Below are 17,533 nucleotides of genomic sequence, written 5' to 3' on the forward strand. Positions count from 1 at the left end.
GATCTCCCCGCCTCCCGGGGCCACGCCGTAACTCGCCGTACTTGTTCGCAGTTGTCGCCTAGCGCGGCATTCGCGCGACGGCATACGACGAGGGGAGCGAGACGTGGGCGGGACGACTCTGGCGCGGCACGAGACGGCCGCCGAGGCCGACCCGGCACCGCCGACGGCGCCGGAACCGGTCCCGGCGGAGAAACCGGCGGCCCCACCACCCGCCGCGGACACCGGACTCGGTCCGCGCCGTGTCCGGCTGGTCTTCCTCGGGCTCATGCTCGCGCTGCTCCTCGCCGCGCTCGACCAGATGATCGTCGCCACCGCGCTGCCGAAGATCGTCGGCGAACTGCACGGCCTGGACCGGATGTCCTGGGCGATCACCGCCTACCTGCTCACCTCCACCATCGGCCTGCCCCTGTACGGCAAGGTCGGCGACCTCTTCGGCCGCAAGGGCGTCTTCCAGTTCGCGATCCTGGTCTTCGTCGTCGGCTCCGCGCTGGCCGGCCGGGCCCAGAGCATGGACCAGATGATCGCCTTCCGCGCGGTCCAGGGCATCGGCGCGGGCGGCCTCATGATCGGTGTGCAGGCGATCATCGCCGACATCGTGCCGCCCCGCGAACGCGGCCGCTACATGGGCCTGATCGGCGCCGCGTTCGGCCTCGCCTCGGTCGCGGGCCCCCTGCTCGGCGGCTACTTCACCGACCACCTCTCCTGGCGCTGGTGCTTCTACATCAACGTGCCCTTCGGCCTGGTCACCCTCGCCGTGGTCACCGCGGTCCTGAAACTGCCCCGGCCGCGCACCCGGGCCCGGCTCGACGTCATCGGCGCCCTGCTGCTCGCCGCCGCCTCCACCTGCCTGGTGCTGCTGACCAGTTGGGGCGGAACCGAGTACGCCTGGGACTCCCGGCAGATCCTCGGACTCGGCGCCGGCGCCCTCGTCGCCGCCGCCCTCTTCGTCGTGGCCGAGCACCACGCCTCCGAACCCCTCATCCCGCTGCGGCTGTTCAGGGACTCGGTGTTCAACGTCAGCGCCCTGGTGGGCCTGGTGATCGGCGTCGCCCTGTTCGGCGCCGCCAGCTATCTGCCCACCTTCCTGCAGATGGTCGACGGGGCGAGCGCCACCGGCTCCGGGCTGCTGATGCTGCCCATGATGGCCGGCATCGTCGGCGCCTCGATCATCGGCGGCCAGCTCATCAGCCACACCGGCCGCTACAAGGTCTTCCCCCTCGCCGGCGGCGCCCTCTCCGTCCTCGGCATGTGGCTGCTGTCCCGGCTCGACGCCGACACCTCCCGCCTGAACTACAGCATCTGGATGGCCGTCCTCGGCGCCGGCATCGGCCTGGTCATGCCCGTCCTGGTGCTCGCCGTGCAGAACTCCGTGCCCCCCGCCGACCTCGGCACCGCCACCAGCGCCAACAACTACTTCCGGCAGATCGGCGGCAGCGTCGGCGCCGCCGTCTTCGGCACCCTCTTCGCCGGCCGGCTCACCGACGCCCTGGGCGAGGAACTGCCCCCGCGCGCGGGCGCCCGGCTGCCGGACGCCGAATCGATCACCCCGCAGCTCGTCCACGCGCTGCCCCCGGCCCTGCGCGACGCCTACATCCGCGCCTACGCCGACGCGATGCCCCGGATCTTCCTCTACCTCGTCCCGGTGCTCGCCCTCGGCCTGCTCATCGCCTTCTTCCTCAAGGAGAAACCGCTGGTGTCCCACCACGCCACCGAGACGGAACCCGCCACCGTGAACGCCTCCATCCCGCAGGCCCGCCCCCAGCCGCCGGCCGCGGGGACCCCCGCCGCGCACCGCCTGCCCCACACCGCCGGTATCCCGGTCTGCGGTACCGTCCAGCACCCCGACGGAACCGTCGTGCCCCGCGCGGCCCTCACCCTCATCGACGTCGCCGGGCAGCAGATCGGCAGGGGCGCGAGCGGCGACGACGGCCGCTACGCCCTCGCCACGCCCGGCTCCGGGTCGTACGTCCTCATCGCGGCCGCGGGCGGCCACCAGCCGCAGGCCGTCTCCGTCACCGTCGGCGAGCGGCCCGTCGAACTCGACGTCGTCCTGGGCGGCGCCGGGCGCCTCGCGGGCAGCGTGCTCACCGCCGACGGCAGCCCCGTGCGGGAGGCCATCGTCACCCTCACCAACGTGCACGGCGAAGTCGTCTCCACCACCCGCAGCGGCCGTGAGGGCGGCTACGTCATCACCGAACTCGTCGCCGGCGAGTACACCCTCGCCGCCAGCGCCCCCGCCTTCCGCCCCGCGGCGCTCCCGGTGAGCGTCCAGGCCGCCCGGGAGACCCGCCAGGACGTCGAACTCGCGGGCGGGGCCGTGCTGAAGGGCACCGTCAGGGCCGGCGGCGGCCGCCCCGTGGAGGACGCGCGGGTGACCCTCCTCGACGCCGCCGGGAACGTCGTCGACACTCTCACCACCGGACCCGACGGAACGTTCCGGTTCGTCGACCTGTCCTCCGGCGAGTACACCGTCATCGCCGCCGGTTACCCGCCGGTCGCCACCGTGCTCCAGGTCGCCGGCGGCGGCCGCACCGAGCGTGACCTGCAGCTGGGCCACGAGGACTGACGGTCCGTCGGACGGACGGCGGCACCGGCGCGTGGGGTCAATTCCAGGATTGCCACACATCGCGACCGGCCGCCGCCGTACGGTAGTGACCTGGCGACACAGATCGTTTGCGAACAGCCGTGGGGGAGAGAGGGCCTGGGCCATGGACCGTGGCAGCGAGCGGGACACACCTCCCGGCCGCGGCGCCGGTGAAGCCGCGGCGGGCCGGATCCCGCTGGCCGTGGTCGTCGTCGACCGCGACGGCCTCGTCTCCCACTGGAGCAGCGGCGCACGCCGGCTCTTCGGCGCGAGCCGGCAGGACGCGGTCGGGCAGTCGGCCGTGGATCTGCTGCCCGTCTCCGGGCCGCTCACCGAGGACCCCGACAACGATGCCGGGCGCGATCCGTACGGCGGTGACGGCGACTTCGGTCCCGACCTGGTCGCCTCCCTCGGCGGGCACAGCGCCTACCCGACCGCGGGCCGCGCCCGCGTGGCCCCGCACACCGGGCCCGCCGGCGAGGAGCCCCCGTCCGGCGGGACGTCCGACGCCGCGGCCCCGCGTCCCGGGGCGTCCGGCGGCGAGCGGATCGACGTGCTGTGGTGGGCGTACCCGCTGATCGGCCCCGGGCCGTCCCGGCTGCTGGTCCTCGCCGCCGACGCCACCCGGCTGCGCGAGGAGCGCGGCCACGACGACGAGAGCGCCGAACGCATCTCGCCCGGATTCGCCCGCCACACCGAACTGCCCGCCTCCGAGGACCTGGAGCGGCGACTGCCCGAGATCCTGCCCAACATGGGGCCGGACCTCAGCGGCCGCATCGCCTCCCAGGTCCTCGAACTCGGCTATCCCGTCCTGGAGTTCAGCCAGTTCGACCGGGTGCCCGTCACGCCGTACTGGGGCGTGCCCCGGCGCGCGGGCCGCGTCCGCGCCGAGGCCGTCCTGCCGCGGCAGCGCTCCGCCCCGCCCGTCGTCGCCGGCGCCGGACAGGAGCTGGAGTACGCCGCCGTCCGCGAGCGGCTGGAGTTCCTCAACGAGGTCAGCTCCGCCATCGGCACCTCCCTCGACCTCGGCGAGACCATCCGCGAGGTCACCAGCGCCGCGGTGCCCCGCTTCGCCGACTTCGCCGGCACCCATCTGCGCGCGGCGGTCCTGGCCGGCGAGGGCTTCCCCGACGGCCCGCCCGACGCCACCACCGTCATGCACCGCGTCTGGGTCGAGCACAACGACGAGCCCGGCCGCTGGGACGACACCACCCCCGTCGGCGAGTCCTTCGCCTTCCCCGAACACACCCCGTTCTACCGGTGCATGGTCACCGGTGAACCGGTCCTGATCCCGCGGGTCACCGAGGAACTGTCCGACCGCATCTCCGGCGAGTTCGAGAAGCGCGACCTCAGGCCCCTCATCGGCGGCCGCTCCCTGCTGATCGTCCCGCTCAAGGCACGCAACGTCGTCCTCGGCTTCATGGTCCTCATGCGCCGCCCGGACCGCCCCGCGTTCGACGACATGGACCGCACCACGGGCGCCGAACTCGCCGCCCGCGCCGGGCTGGTGCTCGACAACGCCCGCATGTACACCTACCAGGAGAACGTCGCCGACACCCTCCAGGACAGCATGCTGCCGCAGGTCACCCCGCGCATGGCGGGCTGCGACGTGGCCACCCGCTACCTCCCGGGGACCCGGCTCGGCCGGATCGGCGGCGACTGGTTCGACACCGTCAAACTGCCCGGCTCCCGCACCGCCCTCGTCGTCGGCGACGTCATGGGCCACGGGCTCAACTCGGCAGCGATGATGGGCCAGTTGCGGACCGCCGTGCAGACCATGGCCACCATGGAGACCCCGCCCGCCCAACTCCTGCGCAACCTCGACGACCTGGCCCGCAGACTCGGTGAGAACTACCTCGCCACCTGCCTGTACGCCGTCTACGACCCGATCCGCGGCGAGGTCCACCTCGCCAACGCGGGGCACATCCCGCCCGTGCTGGTCCGCGCCGAGGACGGCAGCAGCGAACTGCTCGACCTGCCCACCGGCGCGCCGATCGGCGTGGGCGGAGTGCCCTTCGAGGCCACCGTGATCCGCGTCGCGCCCGGCGACCGGCTGGTGCTGTGCACCGACGGCCTGGTCGAGGTGCGCGGCTCCGACATCGGCGAGGGACTCGCCGCGCTCTGCGAGTCCGCCGCGCACCCCGCCGCCTCCATGGACGCGGCCTGCGACACCATCATCCGCGCCCTCAACACCCGCGGCGGCCGCAAGGACGACGTCGCCCTGCTCATGGCCCGCCTCAACGGCATCCCCGGCGACCACGTGGCCGAGTGGCGGTTCGACGCCGACCCGCGTGAAGTGGGCCGCGCCCGCGGCCTGGTGGCAGATCTGCTGACCGAGTGGCGCATGCCCCCGCAGACCGTGGAGACCGCGCGACTGCTGGTCAGCGAGGTCGTCACCAACGCCGTACGGCACGGCGGGGCCGGCCCGGTGGGGCTGCGCCTGATCCGCACCGACGCGCTGCTCTTCGAGGTCACCGACGACGAGCCCGCCCTGCCCGCCATGGTCGGCGCCGGCCCCGGGGACGAGTCGGGACGCGGCATGCGTGTCGTCAGCCGGCTGGCCCGCGAATGGGGCGCGAACGCGACCGGACACCGCAAGACGGTCTGGTTCGAGCAGGCCGTCACCGGGCACTGAAAGGCAGGGGCCCGGCTAGGCCGCTCGCTGCCTGCCGGGCCACCCGCTGTCCGCCGGGCGGTCCGAAGTCGCCTGGCGGGCCCGGTCCTTCGCGGGGCGGTCCGGCACCGGCTTCCCGCCGGACGTCTCTCGGGGTGATCCCGCCCGTACATCCGGTCACGGCGGGCGTCCGCCTCTTGCCCGGGACGCTCCGGCCGCGATATCCCCGTCACGCAACCGACCGTGGGGAGATCGCGATGAACGTCTCGGACAACTACCGCCATTCCTGGGAGAGTTACTGGAGCGAGACCTCCGGTGCGCGAGGTGAGGCCATCTGGGACGCCGACCCCTCGCTGAGCGCGCAGCCGCACTCCGAACTGCTGCTGCCCCATGCCGACACCACCCGCACCATCGTCGACCTCGGCTGCGGCAACGGCACGCAGACCCGTTACCTCGCCACCCGCTTCGCCCGCGCCGTCGGCGTCGACCTCACCCACGCCGCCGTCGAGCACGCCCGCCGTGCCGCGGCCGCCGAGGCCGGGCCGGACTCCGCCGCCGGCCTCGTCGAGTTCCAGCAGCTCGACCTGACCGACACCGACGCCGTCCGGGCCCTGCACGCCCGGCTCGGCGACAGCAACGTGTACATGCGTGCCGTCATCCACCAGAGCGAACCGGACGCCCGCCCGCGCGTCGCCACCGCCGTCGCCGAGATCATCGGCAGTGCGGGGCGTGCCTTCGTCGTCGAGCTGACCTCCGCCTCCCGAGAGGTGCTCCAGCGCGCGGCCGGGGGACCCGACGGCCCCGGACCCAAGCTGCGCCGGGTCTTCCAGCACAACCTCAAGCCCGCCGACGCCGCCGACGACGAGATCCCGCGCCTGCTCGCCGAGGCGGGGCTGAAGGTCCTCGCCACCGGGGAGACGGTGCTGCCGCAGACCGAGGACCACGCGGACGGCACCCGCATCGACCTGCCGGCCCGCTGGTTCGTGCTCGCGGGCGCCTGAGCAGGTCCCGGCGCCGGAGTCCCGCTCCGGCGCCGGCACCCCCACTCCGGGCGCCGGGGTGACCGGGGTCGTAGCCGCCGTGCCGCGCAACGCGTAACGTGCGCGGCATGAAGATCCTCATCAGTGCGGACATGGAGGGGGCCACCGGCGTCACCTGGCCGGCCGACGTGCTCCCGGGGACGCCCCAGTGGGAGCGCTGCCGGTCGATGTTCACCTCGGACGTGAACGCGGCCGCGCTGGGCTTCCTCGACGGCGGAGCCGACGAGGTCCTCGTCAACGAGGCCCACTGGAGCATGCGCAACCTGCTGCTCGAACAGCTCGACGAGCGGGTCGAGATGATCACCGGCCGGCACAAGACCCTGTCCATGGTCGAGGGCGTCCAGCACGGTGACGTCGACGGTGTCGCCTTCATCGGCTACCACGCCGGCGCCGGCATGGAGGGCGTCCTCGCCCACACCTACCTCGCCAACCAGATCACCGGGGTCTGGCTGAACGACGTCCGCGCGAGCGAGGGGCTGCTGAACGCCCACGTCGTCGCCGAGTACGGCGTGCCCGTCGTGCTCGTCACCGGTGACGACCTGGCCTGCGAGGACGCCCTCGGGTACGCGCCCGAGGCGCCGAAGGTCGCGGTCAAGGACCATGTGTCCCGGTACGCCGCGGTGTGCCGCACCCCGGCCCGCACCGCCGCCGACATCCGCGCCGCCGCCGAGCAGGGCGCCGCCCTCGCCGGCCGCCGGGAGCCCGTGCGGGGCGGCCCGTTCACCATCGCGCTGGAGTTCGACGCCGAGCATCTGGCGATGTCGGCCACCGTCGTCCCGGGCGTCGCCCGCATCGGGGAGCGCAAGGTGGCGTACACCAGCGACACCATGTACGAGGGGATCCGTACGTTCAAGGCGGTCACCACGATCGTCTCGGCCGCCGTGGAGGAGCAGTATGGCTGACCAGCAGGCCCTGGACGAGGTCGTGGAGTTCACCTCCGGCCTGATCCGGATCGACACCACCAACCGCGGCGGCGGCGACTGCCAGGAGCGGCCGGCCGCCGAGTACGCGGCCGAACGCCTGGCGGGCGCGGGCCTGGAGCCCCTGCTGCTGGAGCGCACCCCCGGGCGGACCAACGTGGTCGCCCGCATCGAGGGCAGCGACCCGGGCGCCGACGCGCTGCTGGTCCACGGCCATCTCGACGTGGTGCCCGCCGAGGCCGCCGACTGGAGCGTGGACCCGTTCTCCGGCGAGGTCCGCGACGGTGTCGTGTGGGGTCGCGGGGCCGTCGACATGAAGAACATGGACGCGATGATCCTCGCGGTCGCCCGCGGCTGGGCCCGGCAGAGCGTCCGGCCCCGCCGTGACATCGTCGTCGCCTTCACCGCCGACGAGGAGGACAGCGCCGTCGACGGCTCCGGGTTCCTCGCCGACACCCACCCCGAGCTTTTCGAGGGCTGCACCGAGGGCATCAGCGAGTCCGGTGCCTTCACCTTCCACGACGGCTCCGGGCGCCGGATCTACCCGATCGCGGCGGGCGAGCGCGGGACCTGCTGGCTCAAGCTGACCGCGCGCGGCCGGGCCGGACACGGCTCCAAGGTGAACGGCGAGAACGCGGTCACCCGCCTGGCCGCCGCGGTCACCCGCATCGGCGAGCACGAGTGGCCGCTGAGGATCACGCCGACCGTGCGGGCGGCCCTCACCGAACTCGCCGCGCTCTACGGCCTGGAGCCGGACTTCGGGGACGTCGACCGGCTGCTGGAGAAGCTGGGTCCGGCCGCCAAGCTGGTCGAGGCGACCGTCCGCAACAGCGCCAACCCGACGATGCTGGAAGCCGGTTACAAGGTCAACGTGATCCCCGGCGAGGCCGTCGCCTATGTCGACGGCCGCTGCCTGCCCGGCGGCGAGGAGGAGTTCGTCGCCACCATGGACCGGCTCACCGGGCCGTACGTGGACTGGGAGTTCGCCCACCGGGAGGTCGCGCTCCAGGCTCCGGTCGACGCGCCGCTCTTCGCCGGGATGCGGGCCGCCGTCGAGGAGTTCGCGCCCGAGGGGCACGTGGTGCCGTACTGCATGTCCGGGGGCACCGACGCCAAGCAGTTCTCCCGGCTCGGCATCACCGGCTACGGCTTCGCGCCGCTGAAGCTCCCCGAGGGCTTCGACTACCAGGCGCTCTTCCACGGTGTCGACGAACGTGTTCCCGTCGAGGCGCTGCACTTCGGTGTCCGCGTCCTCGACCGGTTCCTGCGGACGGCGTAGACCATGGGGGAGGAGACGGCGACGGGCGGGCTGCCGCCGGGCCGTGGCCCGGCGGGCACGGTGACGGTGGACGGGGTGCCGGCCGGGGAGGTTCCGGCGGGCCGGACGCCCGCGGGCCCGGCGCCGGGGAGCGGGGGAGAAGCGGTGCGCGGGGCGAACGGGGACGGGAAGTCCGGGGCGATGTCCGAGGAGATGTCCCGGGACGAGGGGATGTCCCAGGGCGAGGGGAAGCCTCAGGACGAGGGGATGTCCGAGGAGAGGGGGGACGAGATGCGGACCACGGCGTACGGATCATGGCCGTCGCCCATCGACGCGGCGCTGGCCGCCGCGCACGACGGGCAGCCCGAATGGGTCGGCTTCGTCGGCGACGAGGTCTGGTGGACCGAGCCCCGGCCCGCCGAGGGCGGCCGCCGGGCCCTGGTGCGGCGCACGGCCGACGGTGTCGAGCAGCCCGTGCTGCCAGGACCGTGGAACGTGCGCAGCCGAGTCATCGAGTACGGCGGCCGCCCCTGGGCGGCGGTGCCCGGCGACGACGGACCCCTGGTGGTGTTCACACACTTCGCCGACCAGCGCCTCTACCGCTGCGAACCCGGCGGCGAACCGCGTCCGCTGACCCCGGTGTCGGCGGTCGGCGGCGGACTGCGCTGGGCCGAGCCGCAGATCCTCCCCGGACGCGGGGAGGTGTGGTGCGTGCTGGAGGAGTTCACCGGCGACGGCCCCGGCGACGTGCGGCGTGTCCTGGCCGCCGTACCGCTGGACGGCTCGGCCGCCGAGGACCGGACGGCCGTGCGCGAACTCACCGACGACAGCCGCCGGTTCGTCACCGGGCCCCGGCTCGCGCCCGACGGCCGGCGGGCCGCCTGGCTCGCCTGGGACCACCCGCGGATGCCCTGGGAGGGCACCGAGCTGCTGGTCGGCGAGGTGGGCGACGACGGTGTCCTGCACGGCGTGCGTCCCGTCGCGGGCGGCCCCGAGGAGTCCGTCGCCCAGGTCGAGTGGTCCGCGGACGGCCGGCTCCTGTACGCGAGCGACCGCAGCGGCTGGTGGAACCTCTACCGGGACGGCCGTCCGCTCTGCCCCCGCGAGGAGGAGTTCGCCGGGCCGCTGTGGAAGCTCGGCTCCCGCTGGTTCGCGCCCCTGGACAACGGGCTGATCGCGGTCGTGCACGGCCGCGGGGCGGCGGTGCTCGGCATCCTGGATCCCGAGTCCGGCGAGGTCGTCGACGTGGCCGGGCCCTGGACCGAGTTCGCCTCCACCGTCGCCGTCCACGGCTCCCGGGTCGTCTCCGTCGGCGCGAGCCCCCGCACCGGGCACGAGGTCGTCGAGCTCGACACCCGCAGCGGCCGGGCCCGCGCGATCGGCTCCCGCCACCACGATCCCGTCGACCCGGCGTACTACCCGGAACCGCTGATCCGCGTGTTCACCGGTCCCGCGGGCCGCGAGGTGCACGCCTACGTCTATCCGCCGCACCACCCGCTGCACACCGCCCCCGACGGCGAAGGGCCGCCGTACGTCGTCTGGGCCCACGGCGGCCCCACCGGACGCGTCCCGCTCGTGCTGGACCTGGAGATCGCCTACTTCACCTCGCGCGGCATCGGAGTCGTCGAGGTCAACTACGGCGGATCCACCGGATACGGCCGCGCCTACCGCGAGCGGCTGCGCGAGCAGTGGGGCGTGGTCGACGTCGAGGACTGCGCCGCGGTCGCCCTCGCCCTCGCGGAGGAGGGCACCGCCGACCGCGACCGGCTGGCGATCCGGGGCGGCAGCGCCGGCGGCTGGACCACCGCCGTCTCCCTGGCCGGCACCGACGTCTACGCCTGCGGCACCATCGTCTACCCCGTCCTGGACCTCACCGCCTGGGCCTCGGGCGAGACCCACGACTTCGAGTCCCGCTACCTGGAGTCGCTGGTCGGCCCGCTCGACGAGGTGCCCGCCCGGTACACGGACCGCTCGCCCACCAGCCACGCCGACCGCATCACCGCCCCCTTCCTGCTGCTCCAGGGCCTGGACGACGTCATCTGCCCGCCCGCCCAGTGCGAACGCCTGCTGGCCGGCATCGAGGGCCGCGGCGTCCCGCACGCCTACCTCGCGTTCGAGGGCGAGGGGCACGGCTTCCGCCGGGCCGGCACGCTGGTGCGCGCGCTGGAGGCGGAACTGTCCTTGTACGCCCAGGTGTTCGGGCTGGACGTGCCCGGCATCCCGGAACTGGAGCTGCGCACGTGAGACACACAGGAACCGCGGAGGCGGCCGGCCTGGTGCGGCCGCCCCGGCTGGCCGCCGGTGCCCGCGTGGCCGTGGTCGCCCCCAGCGGGCCGGTGCCCGAGGAACGGCTCCAGGCCGGCCTGGACGTGCTGCGCGGCTGGGATCTGGACCCGGTCGTGGCACCCCATGTCCTGGCCAGGCACGGCGAGTTCGACTACCTCGCGGGCACCGACGCCGAACGTGCCGCCGACTTCCAGAACGCCTGGTGCGATCCGACGGTGGACGCCGTCCTGTGCGCGCGCGGCGGTTACGGCGTGCAGCGGATGACCGGTCTCCTCGACTGGGACGCGCTGCGGGCCGCCGGACCGAAGGTGTTCGTCGGCTTCAGCGACATCACCGCCCTGCACGAGGCCATCGCCACCCGCCTCGGCCTGGTCACCCTGCACGGGCCGATGGCCGCGGGCATCGACTTCGTCAAGAACCAGCGCGCCCAGGACCACCTCCGGGCCACCCTCTTCGCCCCGGAGACCGTGCGCACCCTGGCCTCCGGCGGCCGGGCGCTCGTCCCGGGCCGGGCGCGCGGCGTCACCCTCGGCGGCTGCCTGTCCCTCCTCGCCGCCGACCTGGGCACCCCGCACGCCAGGCCCTCGGCGGCCGGGGGCCTGCTCTGCCTGGAGGACGTGGGCGAGGAGACGTACCGGGTGGACCGCTATCTCACCCAACTCCTGCGCGCGGGCTGGTTCGAAGGGGTCCGCGGGGTGCTCCTCGGCTCCTGGGACAAGTGCGACCCCTACGAACGGCTCCGCCCGCTCCTCGCCGACCGCCTCGCTCCTCTCGGTGTGCCCGTCGCCGAGGAGTTCGGCTTCGGCCACTGTCCCGGAGCGCTGACGGTGCCCTTCGGTGTGAGGGCCGAACTCGACGCGGAAGCGGGCACGCTGACGCTGGAGGAACCGGCGCTGCGGTGAGGGCGGCCGCCGGGGGCGGGGACGCGTGGATGCCGCTGACCCCGGCCCCGGCCCGGCCTTGCCTGTCCCCGGCCCGGCCCGGTCCGGCTCGGCCCCGGCCTCGCCTGTTCCTGGCCGTGCCCGCCTGTCCTCGGTCCGGCCTCGCCTGTCCTCGGTCCGGCCCCGCCCGTCCTCGGCCCGGTCCGGCCCGTGACATGTCCGGCGCACCGTGGCCGAGGGAGCCAGGGCCCGGCCCGCGGCCCGCGGGCCGGTCACCCGGAGGGGGCCGTCCGGGGTGCGGCCGCCCGCCTCCGGCGCCACAGTGGGTCCATGAGTCCGAAGACCCCGGACAGCGCTGCCGCCGAGGGAGCCAAGGGCGGGCTGATGAAGACCGCCCGGGCCTCGGTGCTGGCCCTGGCCGCCCTCGTCATGGTCTTCGTCTCCGAGAACACCGGGGCCACGCGGATCCGGATCCTCGGCTCCGCGGTGACGATGCCGCTGTGGACGGCGCTGCTCGCGAGCGGCGTCCTCGGTGCGCTGGGCGGGGCGTATCTCGTGAGGCGCGGGAGCCGCTGAGGCGTAGGCTGACCCGATGCCGCAGACCGAACCCCACTATCTCGCCGTGGGCCCACGCGTGGCCGTACGGTCCTTCACCCCCGACGACGGGCCCGAGTTCACGGCCAGGGCCAGGGAGAGCAAGGACCTGCACCGGCCCTGGCTCTTCCCGCCCGACAGTGAGGAGGCCTACGCCGGTTACGCCGCCTCGCTGACCGGCGACCAGGCCAGGGCCGGGTTCCTGGTGTGCGAGAAGGACTCCGGGGACATCGCGGGCTTCATCAACATCAACAACATCGTCCGGGGCGGCTTCCAGTGCGGCGCCCTCGGCTACGGCGCCTTCGCGCACGCGGCCGGGCGCGGACTGATGCGCGAGGGCCTGGAGTTGGTGATCGGGTACGCCTTCGGCCCGCTGGGGCTGCACCGGCTGGAGATCAACGTGCAGCCCGGCAACACCGCTTCGATCGCGCTCGCCCGCGGTGCCGGGTTCCGTCTGGAGGGCTTCTCGCCCGCCATGATCCGCATCGACGGCGAGTGGCGCGACCACGAACGCTGGGCGCTCACCAGCGAGATGCGGACCGCCGGCGCGGCGGACGGCGAGGCCCGCGGCACGGGCGGCGGCGCCCGCTGACCGGCCGGGGAGACCTCCCGCGCCCGCCGCACGCCGTCCGGATCCAGCGGGCGGCCTTTGCGCAATCCTGACCGGCAGCTCCCCTGGCCGACTCACCGGCCGGGGGGTTGCATGGTCGTCGTGACGAGGATCCGACGTGAGGTACTGACCCTGCCCGCCGCGCTGTTGGGCCCCGACAACCCGCTGCCCCCGCTGCGCCCCCTCGACGAGGTCCACCGCATCGACGACCGCGACCGCGAGGGCATGCCCCGCGACATGGCACGCCAGCTCGGACACGCGCCCCTGCACAGCCTGCTTCCGGCTCCCGTGCGGGACGGCTACGGCAGAGACCGCGAACTCCGCTCCCTCGACGCCCTGGTGATCGAGAACGACCGGCTGCGCGCCACCGTGCTGCCCGGCCTCGGCGGCCGGATCGTCTCCCTGCTCCACCTCCCCACCGGACGCGAACTCCTCTACCGCAACCCGGTGTTCCAGCCCGCCAACTTCGCCCTCAACGGCGCCTGGTACTCCGGCGGCATCGAGTGGAACATCGGCGCCACCGGCCACACCACCCTGTCCTGCGCACCCGTGCACGCGGCCCTCGTCCCCGCCCCCGACGGCGGCGACATGCTGCGCCTGTGGGAGTGGGAGCGGCTGCGGGACCTCCCCTTCCAGGTCGACCTGTGGCTCCCCGACGGCTCCGACTTCCTCCATGTCGGCGTCCGTGTCCGCAACCCGCACGAGCGGCCGGCGCCCGTCTACTGGTGGTCCAACATCGCCGTGCCCGAGGACTGCCGCGTCCTCGCCCCGGCCGAGGAGGCGTGGCAGTTCGGCTATGAGCGCCGCCTGACCCGGGTGCCCGTCCCGTCGTACGACGGCATCGACCGCACCCACCCTCTCAACAGCCCTTACGCGGCCGACTACTTCTACGAGATCGCCGACGGCCGGCGCCGCTGGATCGCCGCCCTGGACGCGGACGGCGCCGGACTGGCACAGACCTCCACCGACGTGCTGCGCGGCCGCAAGCTGTTCGTGTGGGGCAGCGGACCCGGCGGCCGGCGCTGGCAGGACTGGCTCACCGAACCCGGCACCGGCGGCTACTGCGAGATCCAGGCCGGACTCGCCCGCACCCAGCTGGAGCACGTCCGGATGGAACCGGAGAGCGAGCTCTCGTGGCTGGAGGCGTACGGCCCGCTCACGGCCCCCCGCGACGGCGCGTGGCCGGACGTCCTGCGCGAGGCGGAGGCCCGCCTGGAGACGGCGCTGCCGCGCGCCCGCGTCGACGAGGCGTACGCGGCCTGGCGGGCCTGCGCCGACACCGAACCCGGCGAGCGACTGGCCACCGGTTCCGGCTGGGGCGCCCTGGAGGTGCTGCGCGCCGGCCTCAAGCTGCCCGGCACGCCGTTCCCCGAGTCCACGCTCGGCGAGGCACAGGCACCCTGGCGGGAACTGCTGCGCACGGGCTCGCTGCCCCGGCCGCGCCGGGTACGGCCGCCCGACGGGACCCTCGTCGCCCCGCACTGGCGGGACATGCTGGAGACCGCGCCCGCCACCCCGCACACCGAGTACCACCTCGGTGTCGCCCAGTGGCACGCCGGGGACCGCGCCCAGGCCGTCCGCAGCTGGGAACGGGCCCTCCCGCTCGCCCCGTCGCTGTGGCCGCCGCTGCGCTGTCTGGCCGTCGCCGACCAGGAGAGCGGGCACCACGAGCGCGCCGCCGACCGCTACACCGACGCCTTCGACGACCTGTGCCGCGAGCGTCGGGACGACGGCGAGGCATGGACCGCCGCCCAGGCCGCGCTGGCCGGCGAGGCCCTCCCGGCCCTGCTGCGCGTGCGACGCACGGCCGACGCCCGCGCGGTGTGGGAACGGCTGCTGCCCGCCGTGCGCCGGCGCGGCCGGTTCCGGCTGCTGGAGGCCGAGCTGCTGCTCGCCGAGGGGCGGCGCGCGGACGCGCGCGCCGTCTTCGACGAGGGTTTCGAGGTGGCCGACCTGCGCGAGGGCGCGGACGCCGTCGACCGGCTCTGGTCCCGCCTCACCGACGAGCCGCTGCCGCCCCGCCACGACTTCCGGATGCGGCCCGACCTCGCCTGAACGGACCGCCGCCCCCGCTCCGGTGACCGGTCCCCGCACGCGGGGCTCGGCCGGCCGGGTGCGGGGGTCGGGTCAGCCGGTCTGGTCGACGTACTCGAAGATCGAACCGTCCGGGTGCATCGCGATCAGGTTCCGGCCCGCCGGGGTCGGCACCGGCCCGGCGATGACGTGGGCACCCAGGTCCGTGAGCAGGCGGTGGGCCTCGGTGACGTCCTTCACGGCGATCGTCGCCGTCACCTTGCGCAGCACCTCCAGCTCGGCCTCGGGCCCGCTCATCAGCAGGAAGGAGCCGACCGCGGCGACCCGCACGCCCCCGCGCTCGAAGCGCAGCGCCGTGCCGCCCGCCAGGCTCTCGTAGAACGGGACCGCGGTGTCGAGGTCGTCGACGCAGATGCGCAGTGTGGCGCCCAGAATCTCCATGCGGGGGAGCCTAGTTGGGGTGTCCCGGACCGCAACAGGCCGTGGCCGCGGCGGTGGCGATGAGCCGCGCGGGCCCCGTGGGCGCTTCTGCTCCGGGCCCACTCCGGTACACCCCTGCCCCCGTGGCCGGAACGCGCGGGCGACCGGCGTCCGGGTGACGTGCCCGGCGTTTGGGTGCCCCGGGGCCGGTTACGCGGAAAGTCTCGGACGAGTCGGCGCCGGGGAGCGTCCGGCCCTCGCACCGCGCGGAGACCACGCACAAGGAGATTCATGAACACCGATGAACTCACCGAACTGGGACAGCAGTTGCGAGTGGACAGCGTGCGGGCGGCCGCCGCCGCGGGGTCCGGGCACCCCACCTCCTCGATGTCCGCCGCCGACCTGGTCGCCGTCCTGCTGGCGCACCACCTGCGGTACGACTTCGAGCGCCCCGAGCATCCCGCGAACGACCGCTTCGTCCTCTCCAAGGGCCACGCCTCGCCCCTGCTGTACGCGTCGTACAAGGCGGCCGGTGTCCTCGACGACGGCGAGCTGCTCACCTTCCGCAGGCTCGGCAGCCGCCTGGAGGGGCACCCGACCCCGCGCAGGCTGCCCTGGGTGGAGACGGCCACCGGATCGCTCGGCCAGGGCCTGCCCGTCGCCGTCGGCATCGCCCTCGCCGGAAAACGCCTGGAGCACGACGACCACCGGGTGTGGGTGCTCTGCGGTGACAGCGAGATGGCCGAGGGCTCGGTGTGGGAGGCGGCCGAGGCGGCGTCCCACGAGAACCTGGACAACCTCATCGCGATCGTCGACGTCAACCGGCTCGGCCAGCGCGGCCCCACCCGGCACGGCCACGACCTGGACGCCTACGCCCGCCGCTTCCAGGCCTTCGGCTGGCACACCGTCGAGGTCGACGGCCATGACGTGGAGGCGATCGACCGGGCGTACACGGAGGCGCTGGCGACCAACGGCGTGCCGACCGCGATCCTCGCCCGCACCCTCAAGGGCAGGGGTGTCGCCTCGGTGGAGGACCGGGAGGGCCTGCACGGCAAACCCCTGCCGGATCCGGAGGAGGCCATCGCCGAACTCGGCGGACAGCGCGACGTGCGGGTGCGGGTGAGCGAGCCGCCCGCCGCGGCCGCGCAGCGCCCGGTCAGGGGCGAGGTCGTCCGGCTCCCGCGCTACGACGAGGGGGACGAGGTCGCCACCCGGGACGCCTTCGGCGCGGCCCTCGCCGCGCTCGGTTCGGCCCGCGCCGACATCGTGGCCCTGGACGGGGAGGTGGGCGACTCCACGCGCACCGAGCAGTTCGCCAAGGAACACCCCGAGCGCTTCTTCGAGTGCTACATCGCCGAACAGCAGATGGTGGCCTCGGCGGTCGGCATGGCGGCGCGCGGCTGGCTGCCGTACGCCTCCACGTTCGCGGCCTTCCTGACCCGCGCCTTCGACTTCGTGCGCATGGCCTCCATCAGCGGCTCCGGGATCAACCTGGTGGGCTCGCACGCCGGTGTCGCGATCGGGCAGGACGGCCCCTCGCAGATGGGCCTGGAGGACCTGGCGATGTTCCGGAGCGTGTACGGCTCCACCGTGCTGTACCCGTGCGACGCCAACCAGACGGCACGGCTCGTCGCCGTGATGGCCGGCCTCGACGGCATCCGCTACCTGCGCACCTCGCGCGGCGGGACCCCCGTGATCTACGGCCCCCACGAGGAGTTCCACGCCGGCGGCAGCAAGGTGCTGCGCGCGGGCGAGGACGACCTGCTGACGGTGGTCGCGGCCGGGGTGACCGTGCACGAGGCGCTGGCCGCCGCCGACCGGCTCGCCCAGGAGGGCATCCCGATCCGGGTCGTCGACCTGTACTCCGTCAAGCCCGTCGACGTCGCCACCCTGCGCGCGGCCGGCGAGGAGACCGGCTGCCTCGTGACCGTCGAGGACCACCACGAGGAGGGCGGCCTCGGCGACGCCGTCGCGGAGGCCTTCACCGACGGGCGCCCCGTGCCGCGCCTGGTCCGGCTCGCCGTGCGCACGATGCCGGGCTCGGCCGAGCCCGACGAGCAGCTGCACGCGGCGGGCATCGACGCCCTGAGCATCGCGGCCACGGTACGGCGGCTGGTCCAGGAGGCACGGGAAGCAGGGGAAGCAGGGGAAGCCGGACAAGCCGGGGAATCCGAGGGCGGAGCCGGGGTACCCGGAGGGGCCGGGAGGAGCGGAGGGACCGGGAAGGAGTGAGCCGTACCGGCGGCGACGACGGCCGCCGGCCCCGCCGGCCGAAGGGCCCCGGCGCCCCGG

11 protein-coding genes and 1 pseudogene are annotated in these 17,533 nt (G+C 74.4%); 11 read left to right on the top strand and 1 reads right to left on the bottom strand.

The window, feature by feature from the left end; genetic code table 11:
- Positions 1-103 precede the first annotated feature (103 nt).
- From ACIPRD_RS17880 to ACIPRD_RS17925, 10 genes are all read left to right on the top strand, one after another.
- On the top strand, positions 104-2,566 hold the full coding sequence (locus ACIPRD_RS17880; RefSeq protein ID WP_401564031.1) for an MFS transporter: 2,463 nt from the start codon (positions 104-106) through the stop codon (positions 2,564-2,566).
- 142 nt (positions 2,567-2,708) lie between these two features.
- Entirely contained in the window at positions 2,709-5,219 is a 2,511-nt protein-coding gene (locus ACIPRD_RS17885) for a SpoIIE family protein phosphatase (RefSeq protein ID WP_401564034.1), read from the top strand.
- Between the two features lie 236 nt (positions 5,220-5,455).
- The gene (locus ACIPRD_RS17890) at positions 5,456-6,199 is read left to right on the top strand and encodes a class I SAM-dependent methyltransferase (RefSeq protein WP_401564036.1); all 744 of its coding nucleotides are present in this window, start codon (positions 5,456-5,458) and stop codon (positions 6,197-6,199) included.
- Positions 6,200-6,306: 107 nt separating this feature from the next.
- Positions 6,307-7,140: a M55 family metallopeptidase gene (locus ACIPRD_RS17895; protein WP_356399421.1), complete on the top strand. Its 834-nt coding sequence runs from the start codon at positions 6,307-6,309 to the stop codon at positions 7,138-7,140.
- Complete coding sequence (locus tag ACIPRD_RS17900) at positions 7,133-8,437, top strand: M20/M25/M40 family metallo-hydrolase (RefSeq protein ID WP_401564040.1); 1,305 nt, start codon at positions 7,133-7,135, stop codon at positions 8,435-8,437. The genes ACIPRD_RS17895 and ACIPRD_RS17900 overlap by 8 nt, the downstream gene beginning before the upstream one ends.
- Before the next feature lie 270 nt (positions 8,438-8,707).
- Positions 8,708-10,660, top strand: a complete 1,953-nt coding sequence (locus ACIPRD_RS17905) for a prolyl oligopeptidase family serine peptidase (RefSeq protein ID WP_401564216.1) — start codon at positions 8,708-8,710, stop codon at positions 10,658-10,660.
- The gene (locus ACIPRD_RS17910) at positions 10,657-11,604 is read left to right on the top strand and encodes an LD-carboxypeptidase (protein ID WP_356399417.1); all 948 of its coding nucleotides are present in this window, start codon (positions 10,657-10,659) and stop codon (positions 11,602-11,604) included. Before ACIPRD_RS17905 ends, ACIPRD_RS17910 begins: the two co-directional genes overlap by 4 nt.
- 309 nt (positions 11,605-11,913) lie before the next feature.
- Positions 11,914-12,159 carry a DUF1049 domain-containing protein gene (locus ACIPRD_RS17915; RefSeq protein WP_356399415.1) on the top strand — a complete coding sequence of 82 codons (246 nt, stop codon included), beginning with the start codon at positions 11,914-11,916 and terminating at the stop codon, positions 12,157-12,159.
- A gap of 16 nt (positions 12,160-12,175) precedes the next feature.
- Entirely contained in the window at positions 12,176-12,769 is a 594-nt protein-coding gene (locus ACIPRD_RS17920) for a GNAT family protein (RefSeq protein ID WP_356399413.1), read from the top strand.
- A gap of 111 nt (positions 12,770-12,880) precedes the next feature.
- Positions 12,881-14,842, top strand: a complete 1,962-nt coding sequence (locus ACIPRD_RS17925; protein WP_401564044.1) for a DUF5107 domain-containing protein — start codon at positions 12,881-12,883, stop codon at positions 14,840-14,842.
- A gap of 72 nt (positions 14,843-14,914) precedes the next feature.
- Here ACIPRD_RS17925 and ACIPRD_RS17930 read toward each other — a convergent pair whose 3' ends face one another.
- Entirely contained in the window at positions 14,915-15,262 is a 348-nt protein-coding gene (locus ACIPRD_RS17930; protein ID WP_356399409.1) for a VOC family protein, read from the bottom strand.
- Between the two features lie 174 nt (positions 15,263-15,436).
- Between ACIPRD_RS17930 and ACIPRD_RS17935 the strand changes: the two are divergent.
- Positions 15,437-17,368: pseudogene (locus ACIPRD_RS17935) on the top strand (transketolase); the annotation flags it as partial.
- Positions 17,369-17,533 lie beyond the last annotated feature (165 nt).

The organism is Streptomyces sp. NPDC090108, assembly GCF_044747185.1.
Taxonomy (GTDB): domain Bacteria; phylum Actinomycetota; class Actinomycetes; order Streptomycetales; family Streptomycetaceae; genus Streptomyces.

What these genes read in the sequence shown, in the direction of transcription:
- ACIPRD_RS17905 (WP_401564216.1), top strand. Translation starts at nt 8,708, where the DNA reads ATGCGGACCACGGCGTACGGATCATGGCCGTCGCCCATCGACGCGGCG.
- ACIPRD_RS17885 (WP_401564034.1), top strand. Translation starts at nt 2,709, where the DNA reads ATGGACCGTGGCAGCGAGCGGGACACACCTCCCGGCCGCGGCGCCGGT.
- ACIPRD_RS17930 (WP_356399409.1), bottom strand. Translation starts at nt 15,262, where the DNA reads ATGGAGATTCTGGGCGCCACACTGCGCATCTGCGTCGACGACCTCGAC.
- ACIPRD_RS17890 (WP_401564036.1), top strand. Translation starts at nt 5,456, where the DNA reads ATGAACGTCTCGGACAACTACCGCCATTCCTGGGAGAGTTACTGGAGC.
- ACIPRD_RS17895 (WP_356399421.1), top strand. Translation starts at nt 6,307, where the DNA reads ATGAAGATCCTCATCAGTGCGGACATGGAGGGGGCCACCGGCGTCACC.
- ACIPRD_RS17915 (WP_356399415.1), top strand. Translation starts at nt 11,914, where the DNA reads ATGAGTCCGAAGACCCCGGACAGCGCTGCCGCCGAGGGAGCCAAGGGC.
- ACIPRD_RS17925 (WP_401564044.1), top strand. Translation starts at nt 12,881, where the DNA reads ATGGTCGTCGTGACGAGGATCCGACGTGAGGTACTGACCCTGCCCGCC.
- ACIPRD_RS17900 (WP_401564040.1), top strand. Translation starts at nt 7,133, where the DNA reads ATGGCTGACCAGCAGGCCCTGGACGAGGTCGTGGAGTTCACCTCCGGC.
- ACIPRD_RS17920 (WP_356399413.1), top strand. Translation starts at nt 12,176, where the DNA reads ATGCCGCAGACCGAACCCCACTATCTCGCCGTGGGCCCACGCGTGGCC.